General features: G+C 61.2%; 26 protein-coding genes. 15 read left to right on the top strand and 11 right to left on the bottom strand.

Translation table 11 applies throughout. The features are described 5' to 3' along the window. Window positions 1-5 precede the first annotated feature (5 nt). The 4 genes from Q0859_RS16330 (at window position 6) to Q0859_RS16315 (ending at window position 4,220) form a co-directional block, all read left to right on the top strand. Entirely contained in the window at window positions 6-1,268 is a 1,263-nt protein-coding gene (locus tag Q0859_RS16330) for a pitrilysin family protein (protein WP_299153120.1), read from the top strand. Continuing rightward, window positions 1,268-1,852, top strand: a complete 585-nt coding sequence (locus Q0859_RS16325) for a GNAT family protein (RefSeq protein ID WP_299153118.1) — start codon at window positions 1,268-1,270, stop codon at window positions 1,850-1,852. Before Q0859_RS16330 ends, Q0859_RS16325 begins: the two co-directional genes overlap by 1 nt. Window positions 1,853-1,903: 51 nt before the next feature. After that, a complete protein-coding gene (locus tag Q0859_RS16320) occupies window positions 1,904-2,734 on the top strand; it encodes an MBL fold metallo-hydrolase (protein WP_299153115.1) in 831 nt (276 codons plus the stop codon). A 70-nt stretch (window positions 2,735-2,804) separates the two neighbouring features. After that, a complete protein-coding gene (locus tag Q0859_RS16315; protein WP_299153113.1) occupies window positions 2,805-4,220 on the top strand; it encodes an FAD-binding oxidoreductase in 1,416 nt (471 codons plus the stop codon). Here Q0859_RS16315 and Q0859_RS16310 read toward each other — a convergent pair. The 3 genes from Q0859_RS16310 to Q0859_RS16300 are packed head-to-tail and all read right to left on the bottom strand — an operon-like array spanning window position 4,217 to window position 6,291. Next, on the bottom strand, window positions 4,217-4,750 hold the full coding sequence (locus tag Q0859_RS16310) for an adenine phosphoribosyltransferase (protein ID WP_299153111.1): 534 nt from the start codon (window positions 4,748-4,750) through the stop codon (window positions 4,217-4,219). The two genes, Q0859_RS16315 and Q0859_RS16310, sit on opposite strands and share 4 nt — an antisense overlap. Continuing rightward, window positions 4,747-5,382: a LysE family translocator gene (locus Q0859_RS16305; RefSeq protein ID WP_299153108.1), complete on the bottom strand. Its 636-nt coding sequence runs from the start codon at window positions 5,380-5,382 to the stop codon at window positions 4,747-4,749. Before Q0859_RS16305 ends, Q0859_RS16310 begins: the two co-directional genes overlap by 4 nt. A gap of 27 nt (window positions 5,383-5,409) precedes the next feature. Then, the gene (locus tag Q0859_RS16300; RefSeq protein WP_299153106.1) at window positions 5,410-6,291 is read right to left on the bottom strand and encodes an S-methyl-5'-thioadenosine phosphorylase; all 882 of its coding nucleotides are present in this window, start codon (window positions 6,289-6,291) and stop codon (window positions 5,410-5,412) included. Window positions 6,292-6,707: 416 nt separating this feature from the next. Between Q0859_RS16300 and Q0859_RS16295 the strand changes: the two genes are divergently transcribed. The 3 genes from Q0859_RS16295 to Q0859_RS16285 all read left to right on the top strand — a co-directional run bounded on the left by Q0859_RS16295 (window position 6,708) and on the right by Q0859_RS16285 (window position 8,909). Beyond that, window positions 6,708-6,956 carry a hypothetical protein gene (locus tag Q0859_RS16295; protein ID WP_299153104.1) on the top strand — a complete coding sequence of 83 codons (249 nt, stop codon included), beginning with the start codon at window positions 6,708-6,710 and terminating at the stop codon, window positions 6,954-6,956. Next, complete coding sequence (locus Q0859_RS16290) at window positions 6,953-7,087, top strand: hypothetical protein (protein ID WP_299153102.1); 135 nt, start codon at window positions 6,953-6,955, stop codon at window positions 7,085-7,087. Before Q0859_RS16295 ends, Q0859_RS16290 begins: the two co-directional genes overlap by 4 nt. Window positions 7,088-7,301: 214 nt before the next feature. Next, on the top strand, window positions 7,302-8,909 hold the full coding sequence (locus tag Q0859_RS16285) for a SulP family inorganic anion transporter (RefSeq protein WP_299153389.1): 1,608 nt from the start codon (window positions 7,302-7,304) through the stop codon (window positions 8,907-8,909). A 47-nt stretch (window positions 8,910-8,956) separates the two neighbouring features. Here the strand turns inward: Q0859_RS16285 and Q0859_RS16280 are convergent, their stop codons facing one another. The 3 genes from Q0859_RS16280 to Q0859_RS16270 all read right to left on the bottom strand — a co-directional run bounded on the left by Q0859_RS16280 (window position 8,957) and on the right by Q0859_RS16270 (window position 10,479). Then, complete coding sequence (locus Q0859_RS16280) at window positions 8,957-9,142, bottom strand: hypothetical protein (protein WP_299153100.1); 186 nt, start codon at window positions 9,140-9,142, stop codon at window positions 8,957-8,959. Window positions 9,143-9,242: 100 nt separating this feature from the next. After that, the gene (locus Q0859_RS16275) at window positions 9,243-9,881 is read right to left on the bottom strand and encodes a CatB-related O-acetyltransferase (RefSeq protein WP_299153098.1); all 639 of its coding nucleotides are present in this window, start codon (window positions 9,879-9,881) and stop codon (window positions 9,243-9,245) included. Further along, window positions 9,874-10,479 (bottom strand): flavin reductase family protein, encoded by a 606-nt coding sequence (locus Q0859_RS16270; RefSeq protein WP_299153094.1) that lies wholly within the window; start codon window positions 10,477-10,479, stop codon window positions 9,874-9,876. The genes Q0859_RS16275 and Q0859_RS16270 overlap by 8 nt, the downstream gene beginning before the upstream one ends. 101 nt (window positions 10,480-10,580) lie before the next feature. Between Q0859_RS16270 and Q0859_RS16265 the strand changes: the two genes are divergently transcribed. Together Q0859_RS16265 and Q0859_RS16260 are read left to right on the top strand one after the other, a co-directional pair. Next, the gene (locus Q0859_RS16265) at window positions 10,581-11,066 is read left to right on the top strand and encodes an N-acetyltransferase (RefSeq protein ID WP_299153092.1); all 486 of its coding nucleotides are present in this window, start codon (window positions 10,581-10,583) and stop codon (window positions 11,064-11,066) included. Between the two features lie 31 nt (window positions 11,067-11,097). Beyond that, the gene (locus Q0859_RS16260; protein ID WP_299153089.1) at window positions 11,098-11,856 is read left to right on the top strand and encodes an EcsC family protein; all 759 of its coding nucleotides are present in this window, start codon (window positions 11,098-11,100) and stop codon (window positions 11,854-11,856) included. On the opposite strand, the gene modC is transcribed toward Q0859_RS16260, so the two are convergent. Genes modC through modA form a run of 3 tightly spaced genes read right to left on the bottom strand, consistent with a single transcriptional unit; the run spans window position 11,828 to window position 14,339 of the window. Next, window positions 11,828-12,928, bottom strand: coding sequence for a molybdenum ABC transporter ATP-binding protein (gene modC, locus Q0859_RS16255; protein WP_299153087.1), 1,101 nt, complete (start codon window positions 12,926-12,928; stop codon window positions 11,828-11,830). The two genes, Q0859_RS16260 and modC, sit on opposite strands and share 29 nt — an antisense overlap. Beyond that, window positions 12,925-13,617 (bottom strand): molybdate ABC transporter permease subunit, encoded by a 693-nt coding sequence (gene modB, locus Q0859_RS16250; protein ID WP_299153084.1) that lies wholly within the window; start codon window positions 13,615-13,617, stop codon window positions 12,925-12,927. The genes modC and modB overlap by 4 nt, the downstream gene beginning before the upstream one ends. Next, entirely contained in the window at window positions 13,614-14,339 is a 726-nt protein-coding gene (modA, locus tag Q0859_RS16245) for a molybdate ABC transporter substrate-binding protein (protein WP_299153082.1), read from the bottom strand. The genes modB and modA overlap by 4 nt, the downstream gene beginning before the upstream one ends. A gap of 180 nt (window positions 14,340-14,519) precedes the next feature. Here modA and Q0859_RS16240 point away from each other — a divergent pair, with 180 nt between their 5' ends. The 5 genes from Q0859_RS16240 to ptsP all read left to right on the top strand — a co-directional run bounded on the left by Q0859_RS16240 (window position 14,520) and on the right by ptsP (window position 19,988). Beyond that, on the top strand, window positions 14,520-14,984 hold the full coding sequence (locus Q0859_RS16240; RefSeq protein ID WP_299153080.1) for an NUDIX hydrolase: 465 nt from the start codon (window positions 14,520-14,522) through the stop codon (window positions 14,982-14,984). Window positions 14,985-15,030: 46 nt separating this feature from the next. Then, on the top strand, window positions 15,031-15,486 hold the full coding sequence (locus Q0859_RS16235; RefSeq protein WP_299153077.1) for a DUF1178 family protein: 456 nt from the start codon (window positions 15,031-15,033) through the stop codon (window positions 15,484-15,486). 4 nt (window positions 15,487-15,490) lie between these two features. Continuing rightward, on the top strand, window positions 15,491-16,132 hold the full coding sequence (locus tag Q0859_RS16230; RefSeq protein ID WP_299153075.1) for an SDR family NAD(P)-dependent oxidoreductase: 642 nt from the start codon (window positions 15,491-15,493) through the stop codon (window positions 16,130-16,132). Window positions 16,133-16,356: 224 nt separating this feature from the next. Next, window positions 16,357-17,595 carry an aspartate kinase gene (locus Q0859_RS16225; RefSeq protein ID WP_299153074.1) on the top strand — a complete coding sequence of 413 codons (1,239 nt, stop codon included), beginning with the start codon at window positions 16,357-16,359 and terminating at the stop codon, window positions 17,593-17,595. Window positions 17,596-17,747: 152 nt separating this feature from the next. Next, entirely contained in the window at window positions 17,748-19,988 is a 2,241-nt protein-coding gene (ptsP, locus tag Q0859_RS16220; protein WP_299153071.1) for a phosphoenolpyruvate--protein phosphotransferase, read from the top strand. Between the two features lie 336 nt (window positions 19,989-20,324). Here the strand turns inward: ptsP and ugpC are convergent, their stop codons facing one another. Together ugpC and Q0859_RS16210 are read right to left on the bottom strand one after the other, a co-directional pair. After that, a complete protein-coding gene (ugpC, locus tag Q0859_RS16215; RefSeq protein WP_299153068.1) occupies window positions 20,325-21,386 on the bottom strand; it encodes a sn-glycerol-3-phosphate ABC transporter ATP-binding protein UgpC in 1,062 nt (353 codons plus the stop codon). Window positions 21,387-21,417: 31 nt separating this feature from the next. Next, on the bottom strand, window positions 21,418-22,206 hold the full coding sequence (locus tag Q0859_RS16210; protein ID WP_299153066.1) for an IclR family transcriptional regulator: 789 nt from the start codon (window positions 22,204-22,206) through the stop codon (window positions 21,418-21,420). A 200-nt stretch (window positions 22,207-22,406) separates the two neighbouring features. Here Q0859_RS16210 and Q0859_RS16205 point away from each other — a divergent pair, with 200 nt between their 5' ends. Continuing rightward, window positions 22,407-23,639: an extracellular solute-binding protein gene (locus tag Q0859_RS16205; RefSeq protein ID WP_299153063.1), complete on the top strand. Its 1,233-nt coding sequence runs from the start codon at window positions 22,407-22,409 to the stop codon at window positions 23,637-23,639. Window positions 23,640-23,697: the final 58 nt, after the last annotated feature.

Here is a 23,697-nt window from a genome sequence, read left to right as displayed (position 1 = left end):
CCGAATTGACAACACGCACACATCGCCTTTCCAACGGATTTCGTATCGTGACCGAGGATATGCCGGGGCTTGCCTCGGCCTCTGTCGGGGTGTGGGTCGGCGCAGGCGCGCGCCACGAAGCGCCCGAACAGAACGGCATCGCGCATTTTCTTGAGCATATGGCGTTCAAAGGCACCAAGCGGCGCACGGCCCTTCAGATTGCCGAGGCAATCGAGGATGTGGGAGGTTATATCAACGCCTATACCAGCCGCGAAGTGACCGCTTACTATGCACGGGTGTTGCAGAACGATGTGCCGCTGGCGATGGATGTGATTTCGGACATCCTGTTGAACCCGACCTTTGATCAGGCCGAGATCGAGACTGAGCGCGGCGTGATCCTGCAAGAGATCGGGCAGGCGCTGGACACACCGGACGATGTGATCTTTGACTGGTTGCAGGAACGCGCCTACCCCGAGCAGCCCCTCGGGCGCACCATCCTTGGCCCATCCGAACGGGTGTCGGCCTTTGGCCGCGAAGACCTGTCGCGCTTTATCGGTCAGCACTATGGCCCAGAACAGATGATCCTGTCGGCGGCAGGTGCCGTTGATCACGACGCCATTGTGCGGCTTGCCGAAGAGCAGTTCGGCCATCTCAAGCCGCGCCCCGTGTTGATTGCCGACAATGCGCGGTTCTCGGGGGGTGAAGTGCGCCAGACCAAGACGCTGGAGCAGGCCCATTTCGCGCTCGCATTTGAATCGCCGGGCTACCGCGATGACGACATCTATACCGCGCAGATTTACGCGAGCGCCTTGGGCGGCGGCATGTCGAGCCGCCTGTTTCAGGAAATCCGCGAAAACCGGGGGCTGTGTTATACGATTTTTGCCCAGGCCGGGGCCTATGCCGATACTGGCATGACGACGATCTATGCGGGCACCTCTGCGGATCAGATCAGCGATCTGGCGACGATCACCATTGACGAGATGAAGCGTGCAGCGGGCGACCTGAGCGCGGCTGAAATCGAGCGCGCCCGTGTGCAGATGAAAGCCGGGTTGCTGATGGGTCTTGAAAGCCCCTCGAACCGGGCGGAGCGGCTGGCGCGACTGGTGCAAATCTGGGATCGGGTGCCGGGGTTGGAGGAAACTGTGGCACAGATTGATGCGGTGAGCCTCGCGGACGTGCGCGGCTTTGCCGAGCAAATGGCGGGTGCGGCCCCGATGGCGATGGCGCTTTATGGCCCTGTCGATCAGGCCCCCGACCTTGGCACCTTGCAGGAGCGCCGCGCCGCCTGATGTTGCTTGCCAAACGGAAATTGCGGATCGAGACGGAGCGTATGACGTTGCGCCCGCCGACCCATTCCGATTTCCGCCCCTGGGCCGCGCTGCGCAGCGCCAGCCAGGATCACCTGACCCCGTGGGAGCCGGGCTGGGCGCAGGATCATCTGACGCGCAAGGCGTTCACCAATCGGGTTTATTGGGCGCAACGCTCGGTCACGTCGGGCACGGCGCTGCCGCTGTTCCTGTTTCGCCGCACGGACGGGGAACTGATGGGGGCGATTACGCTCGACAATATCCGGCGTGGCCCTGCACAGGCGGGCACGTTGGGGTATTGGACGGGTGCACCCTATGCCCGCCAAGGCTATATGAAAGAGGCGATCCTGTCGGTCGTGCATTACGCGTTCACCCGCCTTGACCTTAGCCGGGTCGAGGCGGCGTGCCTGCCGGAAAACGTGGCCTCGCGCGGGTTGCTCGAAAGTTGTGGCTTCAAATATGAGGGCGTCGCGCAAAGCTATCTCCAGATTGACGGGCGTTGGCGCACGCATGTTCTTTATGCAGCGCTGCGCATGGATCGGCGCGGGCGCACCGACGCGGGCTGAGAGCATGCATTAGAGCTTTGTCAAATGCGCGCGCCGCTCTAGGTTTGGATCATGCGTTTGATCGTGGTCCTTGTCCTTTTGTGTGTCGCGCCTTTGGCGGCCCTGTCGCAAACCCGAACCCCGAGCCATTGCATCGCATTGGCAGGCGACATCGACGGGGCTCAGTTCCTGCACCGTGCCAGCTATGATGTCGATGTGGCCCCTGAAACGGTAAGGTTGCATTACATCGCCCATGCCTCGTTTCTGCTGCGCACGAGCGGCGGGCTGAATATGGTCACAGATTTCACAGGCTTCACCGGATCGGCCCCGTTCATCCCAGATGTGGTCACGATGAACCACGCCCATGACACCCATTGGACGGCCTTTCCCGACCCTGCGATCCCGCATGTTCTGGAAGGGTGGGGTGCGTTCGGCCAAGGCATCGACCACCGCCTTGATCTGGGCGAGGTGCTGGTGCGCAATGTCTCGACCGATATCCGTTCGCAATGGTCGGGGGCCGAGGAAAACGGCAACTCCATCTTTATCTTCGAGGTCGCGGGGCTGTGCATCGGGCATCTGGGCCATCTGCACCACGAACCCAATGCCGAACAATATGCCGCCATTGGCCGTCTGGATGTGGTGATGGCGGCGGTGGATGGCGGCACGACCGTTGATTTGCCCACGATGATCCGCATCTTGGGGCGGCTGAAGTCCTCTATCGTCATTCCGATGCACTGGTTTGCCCAAATCACGCTGGACACCTTCATTGCGGGGATGCGTGATGATTTTGCGGTGGTGGATGTGGGCGGCCCTGCGCTCGACGTGTCCTTGGATCGGCTGCCATCCCGCCCGACGATCATGGTGCTGCGCCCGGCGTGGCTCTCTGTCGCGGCGGACGATTAGGGCCGGTTTGTCCATTGCTGCACCTGCATCTTTCATGCGACATGCCAACGCATAGCTTTTGAGGGCCATTATGCTGAATTCTCTGACACCTGACGTGGCTGAAAAATTGCGTGCGACACTGCCCGCGGATCGGTTTTCGCAGGCAGATGCGCAGCACCTGGCAGAGCCGCGTGGCCGATATGAAGGACGGGCCGGGCTGGTTGCGCGCCCGCGTGACACAAGTGAAGTCGCCGCATTGGTCCGCGCCGCTGCCGAGGCCCGCGTCCCGGTGATCCCCTACGGTGGTGGCACAGGGTTGGTGGGTGGCCAGGTCGCCCCGGAAGGTCCCGCACCGCTGGTCCTGTCGCTGGAAAAGATGTCCGCCATCCGCGCCGTCTATCCGGAGGAAAACGTGCTGGTTGCCGAGGCGGGTGCCATTCTGGCCGACGTGCAGGCCGCTGCCGAAGGCGTTGATCGCCTGTTCCCCCTGTCGCTTGCTGCCGAAGGGTCGGCGCGCATCGGCGGCAATCTGGCCACCAATGCGGGCGGCACCGGCGTGCTGCGCTATGGCAATGCGCGCGATCTGTGTCTGGGGGTCGAGGCGGTGTTGCCCTCGGGCGAGATTTATCACGGCCTCAGCCGCTTGCGCAAAGACAACACCGGCTATGATCTGCGCCACCTGCTGATCGGGGCCGAGGGGACATTGGGTGTGATCACGGCAGCGTCCTTGAAACTGTTTGCCCGCCCCGTGCACAGCGGCACGGCCCTGTTTCAGGTCGGATCACCTGCTGCTGCATTGTCGTTGCTGGCCCTGGCCCGCGATCATGTGGGCGAAAACGTCAGTGCCTTCGAGTTGATCCACCGCCAAGGCTTTGATTTTCTGGCCGAAACCCTGCCGCAAGTGCGCAACCCATGGGCGGAAACGCCCGAATGGTGCGTGCTGGTCGAGGTGGGGATGTCCGGCGGCTCTGTGCCGCAAGAGGCGCTTGAAAAGCTGTTTGAATCTGCGGTCGAGCAGGGGCTGGTCGCCGACGGGATGATCGCGCTGAACGAAACGCAGCGCGACGATTTCTGGACGATCCGCGAGAGCATCCCCGAAGCCAACCGGCGTATCGGTTCGGTCAGTTCGCATGATATTTCGGTGCCTTTAGGCGCGCTTGCCGATTTCATCGCCGAAGGGGGCAAGCGCATCGCTGCCTTGGGCCAGTTCCGCATCAACTGCTTTGGGCATGTGGGGGACGGTAACCTGCACTACAACGTCTTTCCGATGCCCGGTAAAACCCGCGCCGATCACATGGATGAACGCGATGAAATCAAGCGCATTGTGCATGATCTGGTCCATGAAATGAACGGATCAGTCAGTGCAGAACACGGGGTCGGGCGGCTCAAGGTTGGCGATCTCGAACGCTATGGCGATCCAGCCAAGCTGGCCGCGATGCGTGCGATCAAAACGGCCTTGGACCCGGTCGGGATTATGAATCCCGGTGCGGTGTTGCGCGCGCGCTAGTCGCCGTCAAAGGCACAGAGCGCCTGCACTTCCATCCCCATCCCCTCAAGCCGTTTGCGCCCACCCAGATCGGGCAGGTCGATCACGAAGGCGCAGGAAATGATCTCGCCCCCCAACTGCTCGACCAGCTTGATCCCGGCCTCGGCGGTGCCGCCTGTAGCCAGCAGATCATCGACCAGCAGGATCTTTTCGCCCGCCTTGATCGCATCGTCGTGCAGTTCCACAATCGCCTCGCCATATTCCAGCGTATAGGATTGCTCGATCGTGGCACCGGGCAGCTTGCCCTTCTTGCGGATCGGCACAAAGCCCACGGACAATTGGTGCGCAATCGCCCCGCCGAGGATGAACCCGCGCGCCTCGAGCCCCACAACCTTGTCGATTTGCAGGCCCGCATAGGGGTGCAGCATCTGGTCAATCGCCATGCGAAACCCGCGCGGATCGGCAAACAGGGTGGTCACATCGCGAAACATGATCCCCTCATGGGGAAAGTCGGGAATGGTGCGGATGTAATCCTGAACGGTCTTTTTCATGTCGCTCTCCGCAAGGTGGCTGTGAGGACGCCCATCGTGATCAATGTGGCCCCGCCCGCGCGGGTCAGCCATGCCTGAACGGTGGGTCGGGTGATGCGGCTGCGCATCGCATTTGCGGCCAGCGCAAAAATCATCGCGTTGAGCGCGGCGATGGTGACGAATGTTGCGATCAGGATGGCCGCCTGAGGCGCAAACGCCTGATCCGCCTGAATAAACTGCGGCACAAAGGCGATGAAGAACGTATTTGATTTGGGGTTCAACGCGGTCACGGTGGTCAGATCACGAAACACTTTGCCAGCACCTTGGCCTGCCGGTTTGTCCATAAGGGCTGATGGCGCATCTATCCGCGCCGCACTGCGCAGCATCTTGACCCCAAGATAGACAAGATAGGCCGCGCCCACCCATTTCAGGATCGTGAACGCGAGGGCCGAGGCCAGAAACAAAGCCCCAAGCCCGATCACTGACAGGGTCATCGCAATGAGGTCTCCGGTCGCGACCCCAAGGGCCGAGGCGACCGCGACCCGTCGCCCTTGGGTCAGTGCATAGCTCAGCACCATCATCACGGTGGGGCCAGGAATGACCAGCAAGGCGGTTGAGGCGGCGGCGAAGGCCAGCCAGATATCAAGAGGCATGTGAGGGGAATCCTTGTGAGCGACGCGTTAGGCCGAGTTGAGCACACGACCGGCAACCGCGTCCAGCTTGGCGACCATCTCGGGGTCGCGCGCCTCTGCCCGGGTGATGATCGCGTATTCCAGCGCCCGGTCGCAGCCATGCGGGCAGGGCGCGCGGACCGGGCCCAGCAGATCGGGCAGGCGGGCGACGAGGTTGCGGGCCTTATCAGCATTTCCCATCAGCGTTTCGATGATCTGGCTGACATCCACCTCGCCATGATCCGGGTGCCAGCTGTCATAGTCGGTGATCATCGCGACAGAGGCATAGCAAAGCTCGGCCTCGCGGGCGAGTTTGGCCTCGGGCATGTTCGTCATGCCGATCACATCCGCCCCCCAGCTTTCGCGGTACATCTTGGATTCCGCCAGCGTCGAGAACTGCGGCCCCTCCATCGCCAGATAGGTGCCTCCGTCATGCACGGTGATACCCGCATCCTGTGCCGCTTTCAGACACGCCTCGGACAGGCGGGCGCAGGTGGGGTGGGCGACGCTGACATGGGCCACGCACCCGGTTCCAAAGAAGGACTTTTCACGCGCAAAGGTCCGGTCGATGAACTGGTCCACGATCACAAAATCACCCGGTGCCATCTCGTCGCGAAAACTGCCGCAGGCCGAGACCGAGATCACGTCCGTCGCCCCGATCCGCTTGAGGGCGTCGATATTGGCGCGGTAGGGCACCAAGGTGGGCGAATGCACATGCCCGCGCCCATGCCGGGGCAGGAACGCCATGGGCACCCCCGCCAGCGTTCCGGTCAGGATCTGGTCCGATGGAGCCCCCCAGGGCGTGTCGACACTGACCCATTCGGCGTCTTGCAACCCGTCGATGTCATAGATGCCTGAGCCGCCGATCACGGCAATCTTGGTCTGGGTCATATGGGCCTCGTCCTGGTGTCTGTGAATGGCACCTGACACGGGTACACAACATCGGCCCGGCCTGTACACCCCCACCGCGCGCCGTATGCAATGTTGATGCAACAGATGCCCAGACCAAAGCCAAAGAAGGAGCTGCCCGCTTCCGGCCAAGATTTTCAGTCAAATAGTGCGCATGCGTTGTCTAATCGCCTCTTTTAATCAGTCGCCAACGCCCGGCCTCCACCAGATAGCTTTGCGGGGTGCAACGCTCGTGCTGTTCCTGCTGTTGGAGGCATGGCAAGTCCACCTTTTTGACAGGTTGAGCGCGCTGGATATCTCGCTGGCTGCGTTTTTCCGTGTGCACTCCCTGACGCATTTCGAACGTGCTTCGACCCGGGGTCCTTGACAATGGACCTTCCGAGGCCAAACTGAAGATCATGGTGGCGATGCTCTTCGTCGTTGCCGCTGCGGGTATCTTGGTGTGCGTGTGCTGGGGGAATGATCGTGCAGTGATGCTGCTTTATGCAGCCACCTTGTTGATTTATGACGTCGGCTTGATGTTCGCACATCAGATATTCCCCGAAGACAGCCATCATACTCCCATCTTCTGGGCAAGGTATCCGGGACGGGCGGCGCATGCTCTGCTGTTTTTGCGATGTTGGCGCTGGTTCAGGCGTTGCTGTTGATCCAGATATCCTTGCAAGACGATGCGTTACTGGCCGTGGCGTCTGTCACTCTTTTGCGGCCTGCTCTGACCAAGCTGGGGCATTGCTGCTTTCTGATGCTGATGTGGTCAAAGGATATCGACCCGCTTTGAGATGGCGATTGCCCTTATCTTGGTTGGTGTTTTGTTAACCTCCATCCCGCATGCCTATCAAAGAATATGGTGACTTTTGAGGCGCGCCTGTTAGGTGAGAGGGCGTGACGTGCATGCCCCCATGGTCATCGCTGCGATGATCCGATAGAGCGCACGCAACAATACCGCACACGAGCAGACGGAGCCTTGCATGGCGTTTTTCGATTTTTCGAGCATGAGTACCAAGACCCGTTTTGGGGATTTTTCGGTGGCACCGGGGGATGTGAAGCTGACGCCCGGCCAGATCAAGACCGAATTGCTGTCGGGGCTGACCGTGGCCCTGGCACTTGTGCCCGAGGCTGTGGCCTTCGCCTTTGTGGCGGGTGTGCACCCGTTGGTGGGCCTGTATGCGGCCTTTATGGTGGGGCTGATCACGGCACTGTTCGGGGGCCGTCCGGGGATGATTTCGGGGGCCACGGGCGCGTTGGCTGTGGTTATGGTCGCACTTGTCGCGCAGCACGGGGTTGAGTACCTGTTCGCGACCGTCGTTCTGATGGGTCTGCTCCAGATATTCGCGGGTGTCATGCAGTGGGGCAAATTCATCCGCCTTGTGCCGCATCCGGTCATGCTGGGCTTTGTGAATGGCCTTGCGATCGTGATCTTCCTTGCGCAATTGACCCAGTTCAAGGTGCCGGGCACGGCTGAGGCGTCCGGGCACGGCATGGCGGGCGGCGATTGGTTAACCGGCACGCCTCTGGCGATGATGCTGGGCCTCGTGGGCCTGACGATGCTGATCATCTGGGCCGCGCCGCGCATCACCCGCGCCATTCCTGCCCCCCTTGCGGGTATCGGGATTGTGGCGGCCATCGTGATCGGCTTTGGCCTTGATGTGCCGCGCGTCGGCGACCTTGCCAGCATCGAAGGCGGGTTACCTGCATTCCATATTCCCATGGTCCCGCTGAACTGGGAAACATTCGAGATTATCCTGCCCTATGCCGTGATCCTTGCGGCCATCGGGTTGATCGAAAGCCTGCTGACGCTGAACCTCGTGGGAGACCTCACGAACCAGCGCGGTGGGGCATCCCAGGAATGTATCGCTCAGGGTGTGGCCAACACCGCCACCGGGTTCTTTGGTGGCATGGGGGGCTGTGCGATGATCGGGCAGTCGATGATTAACGTGAAATCCGGGGGGCGCACGCGGATTGCAGGCGTTGCGGCGGCATTGTTTCTGCTCGCCTTTATCCTGGTCGGATCGAGCGTGATCGAGCTGATCCCGCTGGCCGCTCTTGTTGGTGTGATGTTCATGGTGGTGATCGGGACGTTCGCGTGGAACTCGCTCAAGATCCTGCGCAAGGTGCCCCTGACAGATGCTTTTGTCATCATTCTGGTCACGGTTGTCACGGTGATGGAAGACCTGGCTGTGGCCGTGGTTGTCGGGGTGATCGTGAGCGCTTTGGCTTATGCGTGGAACAACGCCCGCCGCATTCACGCCAAAGCCTACGAAACACCGGAAGGCGCGCGCGTTTATCAGGTGCAGGGGCCGCTGTTCTTCGGTTCTGCCTCTGGTTTTGTCGAGATGTTTGACGTGGAAAACGACCCCTCGGAGGTGATCGTGGATTTTGCCGACAGCCGCGTTGTAGATCAGTCCGCGTTGCAAGCCATCGAGGCAGTTGCGCTGAAATATGAGGATGCGGGAAAACGCGTGCAATTGCGCCACCTGACCCATGATTGCCACAGGTTGCTCACCAAGGCGGGCCACTTGATCGTCGACAGTGACGACGACCCCGACTACGAAATTGCGACGGACTATGGCGTGCGCACGGGTATTCTGGGCGGTCACTGACCGCCCTCACGCGGGACCAGGATGCCTGGCCCCGCGCGGGGTGCTGATCAGTTGGTCAGAACGCCGACCCCGGCTCCGACAACCGCGCCTTCGACGCAACGCCCGTTGGCAATGACTTCGCCCGCCGCACAGCCTATCGCACCGCCCACGGCGGCCCGTTGCAGGTTGTTGTCGCCACAGGCAGCCAGCCCGGTTGTCGCGATCACTGCCGTGATGGTGAAAAACTTACGCATGGGTCGTACTCCTAGATTGGTGGTATGATTGCACGCTATACCGGTGATCTATGCGGGCCAAGTATTTCCGGTCTATGCTTCACAATAGGCGCGTGGCTGCTCAGCATGACATCAACGCCGCCACATCGCCGGCCAAAAAGGCGGGGCGCGCAGCGGCGATCCGCTCCGTTGGCCAATCCCACCACGCGATGCGATTGAGCGTCGCGATATCGTCCGGGTCAAAGCGTATGGCGGTGACGGTGCCAGGATTGCCAGTGACGATGGCGTAGTCAGGCACGTGCCCGCGCACGACGGCCCCCGCACCCACGATCACCCCGTTGCCGACGCGCGCGCCCGGACAGACCAGCGCACCATAACCCAGCCATACGTCATGGCCGATCACGGTATCGCGGCTGTCGGGTTGGTAGCTGCCGATCTGCGTCGGGTCGAAGACCGGAAAGGGAAAGGTGGTGATCCCCTTCGTCGCATGATTGGCCCCGGAGGTCAGAAACCGCACCCCGTGGGCGATCTGGCAGAACTTGCCGATGATCAACCGCTCCGGTCCCATACCGAAAAGGTAAGGGGCCAGATGCGTGGCCCAATCCGTGGGGGGATCAAAATCCGAGGCATAGGTGAAATTCCCAACCACCCATGCCTGATGATCGATCACCTGATTGAGAAACACCGTGCCTGCATGTCCTGACCCATCCAACAATGTGACCGGATAGGCACGACCCGGATCGGGAAAGCCATCACTCACCGGGGCGCGCGAGGCTGAACTTGTCGCGCACCACCGAATAGTCGCGGTATCCCAAACGCGTCAGCGGATTGTATTGCAACACGTCGAAAATGCCATCGACAAGGCAGTCGTCGCGCAGATGCACCCCGACCACTTCGCCAAACACGACGACATTATGCGCACCCTCGATCTTCACGATCTGGGTGACCTTGCATTCCAGCGAGGCGGGCGCGGCCCCGACGCGCGCGCAATTGATCTGGTCGCATTCCGATTTCTGGATATCGGCCAGAGTGAACTCGTCCGTTGTCGCCTCCCACGTCCCCGAGGTCTGGTTCATCGCATCCTTCATCGCGTATTCCACGATATTGGCACAGAATACGCCGGTTTCGCGGATGTTGGCCACGCTGTCTTTGGTGCCATCGCGATCCGGCTTGGCCCCGGTCGAGGCAAACATGACCTGCGGCGGCACGTAAGCCACCCCGTTGAAAAACGAGTAGGGCGCAAGATTGTCCGACCCATCCGCGCCCCGTGTCGAAATCCATCCGATCGGGCGGGGAGTGACGATGGCATTGAACGGATTGTGGGGCAGGCCATGGCCATCTACGGGGCGGTAGAACATCAAAAGCTTCCTTTGGTGTGCGTTCGTTTGCGCAAGAGTTACCTCCATGCTAGGGCGGGAACCAGCCTTGATCCTCTTGAAAAGACCAAACATCCGCGCCCATGTACCATCTGACCCAAGAGACCCCGGATGACTGGTGGGAGGTCGAGGCACTGTATGATCTGTGCTTTGCGCCGGGCCGCGAGGCGCTGTCTTCCTATCGGTTGCGGGATGCTGTGCCGCCGGTTGCGGGCCTCAGCCATGTCGCGCGCGACAGCGATGGCATTCTGGCGGGGGCAATCCGGTATTGGCCCGTTGCCATAGGCCGGGATGTTGCGCTGTTGCTTGGCCCTGTGGCCGTCCACCCGACCCGGCAGGGTGAGGGGTTGGGCGGACAGCTTATTGAAACCTCGCTTGATGTGGCCGTGGCCGAGGGCTGGGCGCGGGTCATGTTGGTGGGTGATGCCCCCTACTACAGCCGCTTTGGTTTTGCCCGGCTTGGTGATGTGGTCATGCCGCCCCCGACCAACCCGGCGCGCGTTCTGGGTCGTGCCTTGCAGGCGCGCGCATGGGACGGGGTGCAGGGTCACGTTGCCCGCGTGCATTGACACTGTGCGCCGCGTCCCCACTTTGTAGGGCATGACAGAGATCATTCTTGCCCCGCCGCCCCTCGATATGGACACCGAACTTGAGCGGTTGGCCCGCCGTTACAAAGGGGCAGGGGGGGTGGGCATCCAGTTGCTCAACACCCTTGGCACCCGCGCCGATGGCTTGCTGGATCGCTTGCCTGCGCCCGTGCGCGACCAGTTGAATGGGGCTACGCAAGCGGCCCTTGCGCAGGCCATGAACGCCGCCAGCGGGTCACGCAGGGTGATGCCCGATCAGGCCGAATGGCTCAACACCGCCGTCAGCACCGCCATGGGGGCGGCGGGCGGATTTGGCGGATTGCCCACGGCGCTGGCCGAATTGCCGGTGACGACCACGCTGCTGTTGCGGGTGATCGAAGGTGTCGCCGTCGAACATGGGTTTGACGCCACCGCCGAGTCCGTTCGTTTTGATTGTGTGCAGGTGTTTGCCGCTGCGGGGCCTTTGGATCACGATGACGGGGCGGACCTTGCGTTTCTGTCGGCCCGTGTCGCGCTCAGCGGGGCGGCAGTTCAGGCGATTGTGGCGCGCGTGGCCCCGCGTCTGGCCGTGGTGATGGGTCAAAAGCTCGCAGCCCAGACTGTCCCTGTGTTGGGCGCTGTCGCGGGGGCGGCGGTGAATTACGCCTATACCAGTTACTATACGGACATGGCCCATGTGCATTTTGGACTGCGCCGCTTGGCCATTGATGCAGACCTGGACCAGGAGGCCGTGCTTGAGCGCCTCAAGGCGCAGGTGCTGGCGCTGACATAACCCCGCCCGAGATCGCATTTTGCGCAACAGACGTGGCCTTGAGGATTGCAAAGAGCTGCTGGCCTTTAACCAGCCCCATCGCCGTTACCGCCCGCGCCGTCACACGCGCCAGTAACGTATCGCCGCTGGCATCCAGCGCGATGGCCGCGCCCGGTCCGTCGCCCGTACGGATCGCGGTGATTGTCACCGGCAGGATGTTTTGTGCGCTGAGGCCCGTGGGCCGATCCAGCGACAACAGCACGTCCTGTGCCAGGACCCGCAAGCGCACCACGGTCCCGACGGGCGCGTCCACCCCCATCAGGGACAACGTACCACCCGCAACCTGCAAGGTGCTGATCCCATCCTCCCCGTGCGCCTGCACGGTGGCGCGCAGTACCGCACCTGCCTCGCGCACGCCCAGCAATGGCACCGCGGCCGGGTCCGCCATCACGTCAAACACTGGGCCCTCGCGGGCCACTTTGCCATCGGCCAGCAGCACCATGTAATCTGCCAGCCGCGCGACCTCGTCGACCGCGTGGCTGACATACAGGATCGGCACGCCGCTGTCGCGTTTCAGCCGGTCGAGATAGGGCAGGATCTCTGCCTTGCGCGGCCCATCAAGGGCGGCAAGCGGTTCGTCCATCAGCAGCACTTCGGGATCGCTGAGCAGGGCGCGCCCCAGAGCCACCCGCTGTTTTTCACCCCCTGAGAGGGTCGCGGGGCCGCGGGTCAGCAGGGCACCGATACCCAGCATCTCGATGATCTGCGCGCGTGCTTTGGCCTTTGCGCCGAACCGCGCCGCATAGTCGAGGTTTTGCGCCACGCTCAGATGCGGGAAAAGCCGCGCATCCTGAAACACATATCCGATGCGCCGTTTATGTGGGGGCGTAAAGGTTGCGGCATCGTTGAACACCCGCCCGTTCAGGGTGATGTGCGCCTGATCCGGGTGCAGCAATCCAGCCACCGCATTCACGATGGTGGTCTTGCCCGCCCCGGAACGACCGAACAGGGCCGTGACCCTCGGTCCGGCCTCGAACGCGGCATCCAGCGCAAAGGTGCCTGCGCGATGGGTCAGAGCGACCGAGAGCGTCATGTGCCCGCAATCCGTTTGGCAACGCGGCGCGCAAGCCACTCGGACAAGACCACAGCGCCAAGCGCCAGAATGCAGGCCCACAACACCAGCGTGATCGCCGCATCCTCACCCCCCGGCACTTGCAACAGTGCGTAGATGGCCGAGGGCAGGGTTTGTGTCTCTCCGGGGATGTTGGCGACAAAGGTGATGGTAGCGCCGAACTCTCCGATGGCCTTGGCAAAGCCCATGACGCCACCCGCCAGAATGCCCGGCAGGATCAGGGGCAACGTCACGGTGCGAAAGACGGCGTGGCCCGGTGCCCCGAGGGTGCGGGCGGCGTCTTCGATCTTGGGATCCACGGCCTCGATCGCCAGGCGGATGGCGCGCACCATCAAGGGAAAGCCCATGACGATGGCCGCCAGCACCGCACCCGTCCAGCGAAAGGCCAGCACGAGGCCAAAGGTGCTTTCAAGAAAGCGCCCCGCGGGCCCGGTGCGTCCGAACGCGATCAGCAGCAGGTATCCAGTCACGACAGGGGGCAGGACCAGTGGCAGATGCACGGCCGCATTGAGAGCACCCTTGCCCCAGAAGTCGCGCCGTGCCAGCAGCCACGCGATCCAGATCGCCAGCGGCAATGCGATCAACGTGGCGACCACGCCCACCAGCAGCGACAGGCGCAGCGCGTCCCAACCTGCCGGATCCAAGCTCATGGCAGAGCCTTGAAACCCGCGGCGACAAACAGGTCGGTGCGGGTGGCAAGGTGATCCAGAAACGCGGCCCCGGCGGGGGTGATGGCCAGCGCGGGATACCGGATCGGCGGATGGGTGTCCGTCGGGATGTGCCAAAGGATATCGACCCCGTCACTTGCCCCCGCATCCGAGGCATAGACGACGCCCAACGGGGCCTCGCCGCGTGCCACAAGGGCAAGAGCGGCGCGCACGTTTTCGGTTTCAGCGAGGTGCGGGCGCAATGTGGTCCAGGCGTTGATATGGCTTAGCCACGCGTGGGCATAAATCCCGGCGGGGACAGACATGTGCTGCCCCATTGCCATGCGCCCATCGCCAAGGCGGGCCATCAATGCGCCTGCATCCGGGGCCGGCAGCGGCGCAGCACCGCTCGGGCCGATAAGGACCAGCTGGTTGCTCAGGACCGGTCGTGCGGGGCCTGCGATATGTCCCTGATCCACCAGCCAGTCGGCCCACTGCGCATTCGCCAAAATCACCGCGTCTGCAGGCGCGCCAAGGCTGATCTGGCGGGCCAGTGTGCCACTGCCGCCATAGCTGACCGCCACATCCTGTGACCACTCTTTCGTGATCACATCCAGCGGCCCTTGCAGGCTGGCGGCGGCAAAAATGCGCAAGTCCGCCGCCTGCGCAGGCCATGCCAGACAGGCGGACAGTGCCAAGCCTTTGATCCATCGAAGAGTTTTCATCTGGGCCGACTATTGGACATGGGGCGGGACGGCTCAAGTGGAAATGCGTGGCCTTTTGGCCATGCACCGCATGTCCGGTTCGGGCAATTTTAGGAAATTGTTAGGTGGAATCTGGTATTTGGCGCACATCTTAGGTATGTTGCCCGCAATAAACAGGAGGTTCGGGCAGTGACCGCCCCGATGATAAAACAACTTCCGCTGCGCTTTGGAAACTCGCACAAAGCTGATGTGCGGACGCAATTTGCGGCCATGTGCTACCGGATCAAGAATGACAAGGTTCAGTTTCTTCTGGTGACATCGCGCGGCACGCGCCGTTGGATCATTCCAAAGGGCTGGCCAATGGATGGCATGACCCCCGCCGACAGCGCGGCGCAAGAAGCGTGGGAAGAAGCGGGTGTGATTGGCCGGGCCGATCCGCGCCCCATGGGCCTTTATTCCTATACCAAAACGATGAATGACGACGGCGAAGATCTGCCCTGCGTGGCGATGGTCTATGCAGTGAAAGTCAAATCGCTGGCCACGGTGTTTCCCGAAGCAGGCGAGCGCACGCGCAAGTGGGTCAGCCGCAAAAAGGCTGCTGAAATGGTGGATGAGCCGGAATTGTCGCGAATTTTGCGGGATTTTGATCCGCGCCGCACGCTTTGACGGGCGCTATTGCGTGCGGGGCCTGTGGGCTTATGTTGTACAGACGATGATCAAATATTCCCTGAAATGCGGCGACGGCCATGTGTTCGAAAGCTGGTTCGCCTCAAGCGAAGCCTATGACACGCTGCGCGCTGCCGGGCATGTGGCATGTGTGGCTTGCGGATCAAGTGATGTGTCCAAGTCCATCATGGCCCCGCGGGTGGCGACGGCCCGCTCGAAAATCGAGACAGCGGCTGCGGCTGACGAAGCCCCCGCGCCGGGTCCGTTGACCACCCCCGCAGGCAAGGCCGAGACAGCCCTGGCCAAGATGCGCGACACGGTCGAGAAAAATGCGACCTATGTGGGTGGCAACTTTGCCAGGGAAGCGCGGGATATGCACTTGGGCGACGCGCCGGACCGCCCGATCTGGGGCGAGGCGAACGCCAGGGAGGCAAAGGCCCTGATCGAAGACGGTATCCCGGTGGCACCACTGCCGTTCCTCCCGACACGCAAGGCGAACTGAAACGATGAACATTGTCATTACCGGGGCCACGCGCGGCATCGGCGCAGGTCTGGCGGCGGCTTACCGCGCGCAGGGCCATTTTGTAGTTGCCACAGGCCGCTCGGCAGGAGCCGACGTGACGCTGGATGTGACCCAGCCCGCAGATCACACCGCCATGGCCACCCATCTTGAGGGGCAGGCGATTGATCTGTTGGTCTGCAATGCCGGGGTGTTTCTTGACAAGGGCAATGATCTGGAAACCGGCTATGCGCCTGACCTTTGGGCTCAGAGTTTTGCGGCCAATGTGACGGGCGTGTTTTTGACCGTACAGGCGCTGTTGCCCAATCTGCGCGCGGGCAGGGCTCCGAAAATCGCGATCATCTCGTCGCAGATGGCCTCGCATACCCACGCGCCGGGGGGCAGTTATATCTACCGTGCCTCAAAAGCGGCGGTGTTGAATGTGGGGCGCAATCTGGCGTCTGAGCTGGCGGGCGAGATTGCCGTTGGCATCTATCATCCCGGTTGGGTGCAGACGGATATGGGGGGCGAGGCAGCCGCGATCACTGTGGATCAGTCCGTGGCCGGGTTGGTGTCCCGCTTTGCCGCGTTGTCGCACGACACATCCGGGTGTTTTGAGACATGGGACGGGCAGGCGCACCCCTACTAGGCTGATCTTTGGCGGTATCTGTTGAATGGACGCGCTGCCGCGCGACACGATTTATGTCGAAGCCGCCTTGTCAGACGGCTTTGACCCTTTTCCCCATTTCGGAGGCTACACCATCTGCCGGGAAACGGACCGGGATGCCATTTGAGCCGAGAACAATCCCCCTGCCGCTTGCACTTGGACAGGTGGGCAGATATGGGCAGGCCGACATAATTTGAGGCGCCGTGATGCCTGTTCTCGTGATGAAATTTGGTGGCACATCCGTGGCCACATTGGACCGGATCCGCCGCGCGGCCAAGCGTGTGGGGGTCGAGGTGGCCAAGGGCTATGACGTGATCGTCATCGTTTCGGCCATGTCGGGCAAGACCAATGAGCTGGTCGGCTGGGTGAATGAGACCTCGCCGATGTTTGATGCCCGCGAATATGATGCCGTCGTGTCCAGTGGCGAGAATGTGACAGCCGGATTGATGGCGCTTACCTTGCAGGAAATGGATGTGCCCGCGCGGTCCTGGCAGGGCTGGCAGGTGCCGGTGCTGACGACGTCTGCGCATTCGAGCGCCCGTATCGAAGATATCCCGCCCGAGAACATCAATGCCAAATTTGGCGAGGGCATGCGCGTCGCTGTCGTCGCAGGTTTTCAGGGAATGAGCCCGGAGGGCCGGATCACCACGTTGGGGCGGGGCGGGTCTGACACGACCGCCGTAGCCTTTGCCGCCGCCTTTGGGGCAGAGCGCTGTGATATCTATACGGATGTGGATGGCGTCTATACCACCGATCCGCGTGTAAGCGCCAAGGCGCGCAAACTGGACAGGATCTCGTTCGAAGAGATGCTGGAACTGGCCTCGCTCGGGGCCAAGGTCTTGCAGACCCGGTCGGTCGAGTTGGCGATGCGCTACAAGGTGCGTCTGCGCGTGCTGAGCAGTTTTGAAGAACAATCGGACGACGCCGGCACGTTGGTCTGTGATGAGGAGGATATCATGGAAAGCAATGCAGTGGCCGGTGTGGCCTTTTCCCGCGATGAGGCGAAGATGACCTTGCTGAGTGTGGCCGACCGCCCCGGTATCGCCGCCACCATCTTTACCGCCCTCAGCGAGGCGGGGGTCAATGTCGATATGATTGTCCAGAATATCTCGGAAGAGGGGCGCACCGACATGACCTTTTCCTGCCCCACCGATCAGGTGACACGGGCCGAAGCCGCCATGGCCGAAGCCAAAGACAAGGGCGTGATCAACTTTGCCGAACTGGTGGCGGATCGCGACGTGGCCAAGGTCAGCGTTGTGGGCATCGGGATGCGCAGTCACACAGGGGTGGCCGCCAAGATGTTCCAGTGCCTGAGTGCCGAGGGCATCAACATCAAGGTCATCACCACATCCGAGATCAAGATCAGCGTGTTGATTGATCGCAAATACACCGAGCTGGCCGTGCAGGCGTTGCATGACGCGTTTGAGCTGGACAAAACCGCCTGACCATACACCAGTGTTTGGGTGGGGTTTCGCCACCATGTCTGCAATTCGCGCTTAAGTGGAATATTGCCGGTGTGCCTTGCGCTTTGTGATTTCGCTTTGCCGACGCCTGTGATCTAAGCTGACGTTGCAAATGGTGTGGGAGACGCGCGGCGATGGCCGAACGCTTTGAATCAGAAAGCCGAAAGCTGCTTGGGCGGCTGCGCGATGCGATGGCGGGCGATGATCCCGGTCAGGCGCGGCTGGACAAGATCACCCATCTGATCGCCGACAGCATCGGCACCGAAGTGTGTTCGATCTATCTGTTTCGTGACGAGGAAACACTGGAATTGTGCGCCACCGAAGGGTTGAACCCGGACGCTGTGCACCAGACCCGGATGCGCCTTGGCGAGGGGCTGGTGGGCCGTGTGGCCCAACGTCGCCAGATCATCAACACCGCCAATGCCCCTCAGGCCAGCGGTTTTCGATACATGCCCGAAACCGGCGAAGAGGTTTTTTCCAGCTTTCTGGGTGTCCCTGTTCAGCGTCTTGGTGATGCGATGGGTGTGCTGGTTGTCCAATCCAAGGAGGCGCGCGAGTTTTCGGCTGACGAGATTTACGCACTCGAAGTCGTGGCAATGGTGCTGGCCGAAATGACCGAACTTGGCGCGTTTGTGGGCGAAGGCAGTGCGATGGGTGCGCGCCATTCTCAGCCTTCGATGTTGCGCGGCACGGTGGCACAGGAGGGTGTGGCCGAGGGCCATATCTGGCTGCATGAGCCTCGCGTTGTGGTCACCAACCCCATTGCCGACGATCCCCACCGCGAGTTTGAGCGGCTGACCGAGGCGGTCGAGGAATTGCGGGTGGGCGTGGACAAGATGTTGGCGCTGGCGGCTATCGACAAGGAACAGGCGCAGGTGCTTGAGGCGTACCGGATGTTCGCCAACTCCAAAGGCTGGATGCTCCGGATGGAGGAGGACATTTCCAACGGCCTCAGCGCCGAGGCTGCTGTGGAAAAGGAACAATCACTGGCCCGCGCCCGTATGGGACAGGCCAATGACAGCTATCTGCGCGAACGGCTGGCGGATCTGGACGATCTGTCAAACCGCCTGCTGCGCATCCTGACCGGGCAGGGATCGGACACGGGGGCCGATATGCCGGTAGATCCGATCCTTGTGGCGCGCAATATCGGCCCGGCTGAGTTGCTGGATTATGGTCGCTCGCTCAAAGGGATCATACTTGAGGCCGGGTCCGTTGGCAGTCATGCGGCCATTGTGGCGCGCGCGCTGGCGATCCCGTTGATCGTGCATACCGAACGGGCCACGCTTGAGGCGCTGAACGGCGATCATGTCATGGTCGATGGCGAACAGGGCATTGTGCATTTGCGCCCCGACGACACGGTTGTGACTGCGTTTCGCGACAAGATGGCGATGCAGGCGGCAGCTGTGGAACGCTATGCCTCGATCCGGGACAAACCGGCTATGACGCTGTGCGGATCGGCTGTGACCATGATGATGAATGCGGGTCTGATGGCCGATTTGCCCTCGCTTGAGGGGTCGGGTGCCGAAGGTGTAGGCCTGTTCCGTACCGAATTGCAGTTCCTTGTGCGCAACCAAATGCCCCGGCGGTCCGAGTTGAGCGCCCTTTACGCCCGCGTTCTGGATGCGGCGGGGGGCAAGCCGGTCGTGTTTCGCACACTTGATATCGGGTCGGACAAGGTGCTGCCCTATATGAAGCCCAATGACGAGCCGAATCCGGCCCTTGGCTGGCGCGCGATCCGTGTCGGTCTCGACAAACCCGGGGTGTTGCGCATGCAGCTACAGGCGTTGATCCGTGCCGCCAATGGCCGCCCGCTGACGGTGATGTTCCCCTTCGTGGCGCAATACGAGGAATACACCCAAGCCAAGGCCGAGATGGACAAGGCAATGGCGCGCGAGCGTCGTTTGGGTCAGGTCTTGCCCGAACGGATATCGGTGGGGGCCATGCTTGAAACGCCAAGTCTGGCTTTTGCGCCGACGAAGTTCTTTGAAGAGGTTGGGTTCCTTTCCATCGGGGGCAACGACCTCAAGCAATTCTTCTTTGCGGCGGATCGCGAGAATGAGCGGGTGCGGCGGCGGTATGATACGCTGAATGTGTCGTTCCTGTCCTTTATCGAACGGATCGTGGAACGCTGCGCGCAGACGGGCACTCCGCTGAGTTTCTGCGGCGAGGATGCGGGTCGCCCGGTCGAGGCGCTGTGCTTTGCGGCCATTGGATTGCGCAGTCTGTCGATGCGTCCGGCCTCGATTGGACCGGTAAAGTCGCTCTTGAGGCGCTCGAACCTTGATGATGTGCGTAAAGTGATCGCTGATGCGCGTCACAGGGGCGATATGAACGTGCGCCCGGCGATTATGGAATATCTGCGCCAGCAGGGCTGAGGTCTCTCTAAATTCAAATGAAATGAATGTGCTACGCGGCGTATGTGATGACAAATGTGCTGCGGCGGGTGGATGAGGTGCGACGCGATCACTTTTGAACAACGTTGTTTATCCACATTCGTGAACGTCGAGCAGGGCAGTGGATGCTTGTCTATTTTCAACTGAACGGGCAGGTTTATCCCCTGAACGGATGCATAAATTCCTGGAAATACGAGATTGGGGATGATCCGGCACACACCAAACCCCCATTTATCCACAGCGGAGAATCCGACAAGAAAAAGCCCCGCAAATCCAGATGATCTGCGGGGCCCTGACGCGTGATGAATATCGGAGCGGTTAGCGCAGGCGTGCCTCGGTCTGGGCATCAAAGAACATCGTGCGGCTGGCGTCAAAGGTCAGTGTGACTTCGGTGCCTTCCTCCATCGCCAGATCGCCTTTGGATTCGACCACGATCCGCTCGTTCGTGGGTGTCGTCAGATAGTCATAGGCGACGCCGCCCAACCGTTCGCGAATGTCGAGTTTGATCGATGAGGGGGCGGCGGTCAGTTCCATATCCTGCGGACGGATGCCCACGGTCACCTCGGTACCATCGGCAGGCAAGGCCACTGACGTCGGGATGACCTGATCGGACAGGGCAGGGACGCGCACGCCGCCGGACTGCGCCACGCCTGTCACGAAATTCATCGCAGGAGAGCCGATGAACCCGGCCACGAACTTGTTGTCGGGGTCCTGATAAAGATGCATCGGGCTGCCCACCTGTTCGATGTAGCCTGCGCGCAGCACGACGATCTTGTCAGCCAGCGTCATCGCCTCGACCTGGTCGTGGGTCACGTAAATCATGGTGGTGCCCAGTTCCTTGTGCAGGCGGGCGATCTCGACCCGCATGTCGACGCGCAATTCGGCATCGAGGTTGGACAGTGGTTCATCAAACAGGAAGACTTCGGGGCCACGCACAATCGAGCGGCCAATGGCGACCCGCTGGCGCTGACCGCCCGAAAGGGCCGCAGGTTTGCGTGACAGGTAGTCGTCCAGCTTCAGGATTTTGGAGGCCCCATCGACCTTGCGTTTGATCTCGGCCTTGTCGACGCCGTTCATCTTGAGGCCAAAGCCCATGTTTTCCTCGACCGTCATATGCGGATAAAGCGCATAGGTCTGGAACACCATCGCCACGCCGCGCTCGGCCGGGTCCATGTGGGTCACATCCCGCGCACCGATGTTGATCTGGCCATCCGAGGTCTCCTCGAGTCCCGCAATCATGCGCAGCAATGTGGACTTGCCGCACCCCGAAGGGCCCACAAAGACACAAAATTCGCCATCATCAATTGTCAGGTCCACACCGTGAATGACTTGGGTGGCACCATATCGTTTGACTGCTTTTTGAAGGGTTACGCCGGTCATGGTAGGATCCTTATGTCGTGATGCGAGGTGGTTATTGGCTGGGAAACTGCCAGTTGGCAGCACTGTGGGCGATGTCGGACGCACAGGATTGAAGATGCGGGGCAAGGGCGGCCAGATCGGCCAGCGATTTGCGCGATGTGGTGGTTGTGACCGACAGCGCCCCGATGGCGCGGCGGGTGTCCGACAGGATCGGTGCGGCGACGCAGATGATGCCGGGTTCATGTTCTTCACGGTCATAGGCGATGCCGTCACGCCCGATTTCGGCCAGCTCGGCCTCAAGCGATTCGCGCCCTGTATGGGTGTGGGCCGTGTGGGCGAACCATGCCTGCTGTGACAGTGCGGTTTCGCGGGCCTCGTCACTCAGGAATGCGAGCATCGCCTTGCCCACGCCGGTGCAGTATCCGGGGCCGACCTTGCCCGCCTGGGAAAACATCTCGATCGGGTCGGCGGCGTTACGTTTGTCCACATAGAGGACCTGACCGCCATCGAGTTGGGCCAGGTGCACGGTTTCGCCCAAGGTCTCGCTGAGGGCGTCAATATGGGGGCGGGCGATAGGGGCGAGGCTGCTTTGCCGCCACGCCGCATGGGCCAAGGACACAAGGCGCAAACCGGGCGCATAGGTCTGGCGGTCTACGTCATATTTCAGCATGCCAAGGTTCGTGAGCGTCTGGACCAGCCGATACAGCGTCGCCTTGGGATGGGACGACAGGGCCAGCAATTCCGAAAACCGCACGGGCCGCTCAAACCCTGCCACAAGGTCCAGCACCTGCAGTGCTTTGCCAATGGTTCCGTCCCCGGACTGGGGGGCAGCGGTGTTCATGTGGTCCTCCCAAACCTCGCCGCAGGAAACTGTTGACCTGCGGGATGCTCCACCGCATAGTTCCAATAGTTGGGATGCGGTTTCACTATGTGGAACTTGCCACCAAGCAAGACTGTAAGTCAAAACAAATCTGACTTTCCGTTTCCGGGGCGATGATACAAGGTCTGGGAACGCAAGAAACGGAACTAAGGGAGGAAACCATGTTCCTGAATGTTAAAACGGCCGTTGCGGCGATTGCCCTGACAGCTATGGCTGGCAGCGCGTTTGCGCGCGATCTGGTTATCAACTTTGACGACCTCAACCCTGGCCCCAAAAAGGGCTTTGAAGATGCGGTTGAATTGTTCAAATCCGAAAACCCCGACATCAACGTGATCGTCAACATCAACGACCGCGAAGCGCACAAGACCGCGATTCGGAACTTCCTCACAGCGGACGCGCCCGACGTGACCAGCTGGTATCCCGGCAACCGCATGGCACCTTTTGTCGATGCGGGCCTGTTCCAGCCCATCGATGATGTGTGGGAAGAAAACGGTTTTGTCGAAGACCTCGCAGCCATCAAGCCCACCATGTCGCGCGACGGCAAGATCTGGGGCGTGCCCTATTCCTACTATCAGTGGGGCATCTACTATCGCAAAGACATCTTTGACCTGCTGGAGCTGGAAGAACCCCAGACATGGGACGAGTTGCTTGCCGCCTGTGGCAAGATGAAAGAGAACGGCGTCACGCCCTTCACCATCGGCACGAAGTTCCTGTGGACCGCAGCGGGCGTCTTTGACTACCTGAACCTGCGCACAAACGGCTATGACGTGCACAACGCGCTGACCGCTGGTGAAATCAAGTACACCGACGACCGCATCCGCGCCACGTTTGCCAACTGGGAAACACTGATCAGCGAGTGTGGGTTTGTCGAAAACCACGCAAGCATGAGCTGGCAGGACGCCATTGCCCCCTTCGCCAACGGTGATGCGGCGATGTACGTGATGGGCAACTTCTCGGTGGATGGATACAAGAACGCCGGTCTGACCGAAGATCAGATCGACTTCATGCCGTTCCCGACAATTGATGCGTCCATTCCCGGTGCCGAAGAAGCACCGGCAGATGCGTTCTTTATCCCGGCCAACGCGAAAAACGTCGAAGATGCCAAGAAATTCCTGGCCTTCGTCGCGCGTCCTGATGTGCAGACCGAGTGGAACAAGACCATTGGTCAGCTGCCCATCAACTCCAAGGCGGGTATCTCGGATGACAAGTTCATTCAGGAAGGCTTTGCACTGTTGAACGGCGCGGCGGGTCTGGCCCAGTTCTATGACCGTGACGCCCCTGCGGCCATGGCCAAGGCAGGTATGGAAGGTTTCCAAGAATTCATGCTGGACCCCTCCAAAGTCGACGCAATCCTTGAGCGCCTCGATACGGTTCAAGAAGAAGTCTATAAATAAGCGACATTGGGGTGGGCATCCGTGCCCGCCCCTTTCTTTCAGGTGATCATTTGTGAAC

The sequence above is a fragment of the uncultured Tateyamaria sp. genome, assembly GCF_947497045.1.
In the GTDB taxonomy this organism is placed as follows: Bacteria; Pseudomonadota; Alphaproteobacteria; order Rhodobacterales; family Rhodobacteraceae; genus Tateyamaria.
This window is presented reverse-complemented; position numbering and strand designations above follow the sequence as displayed.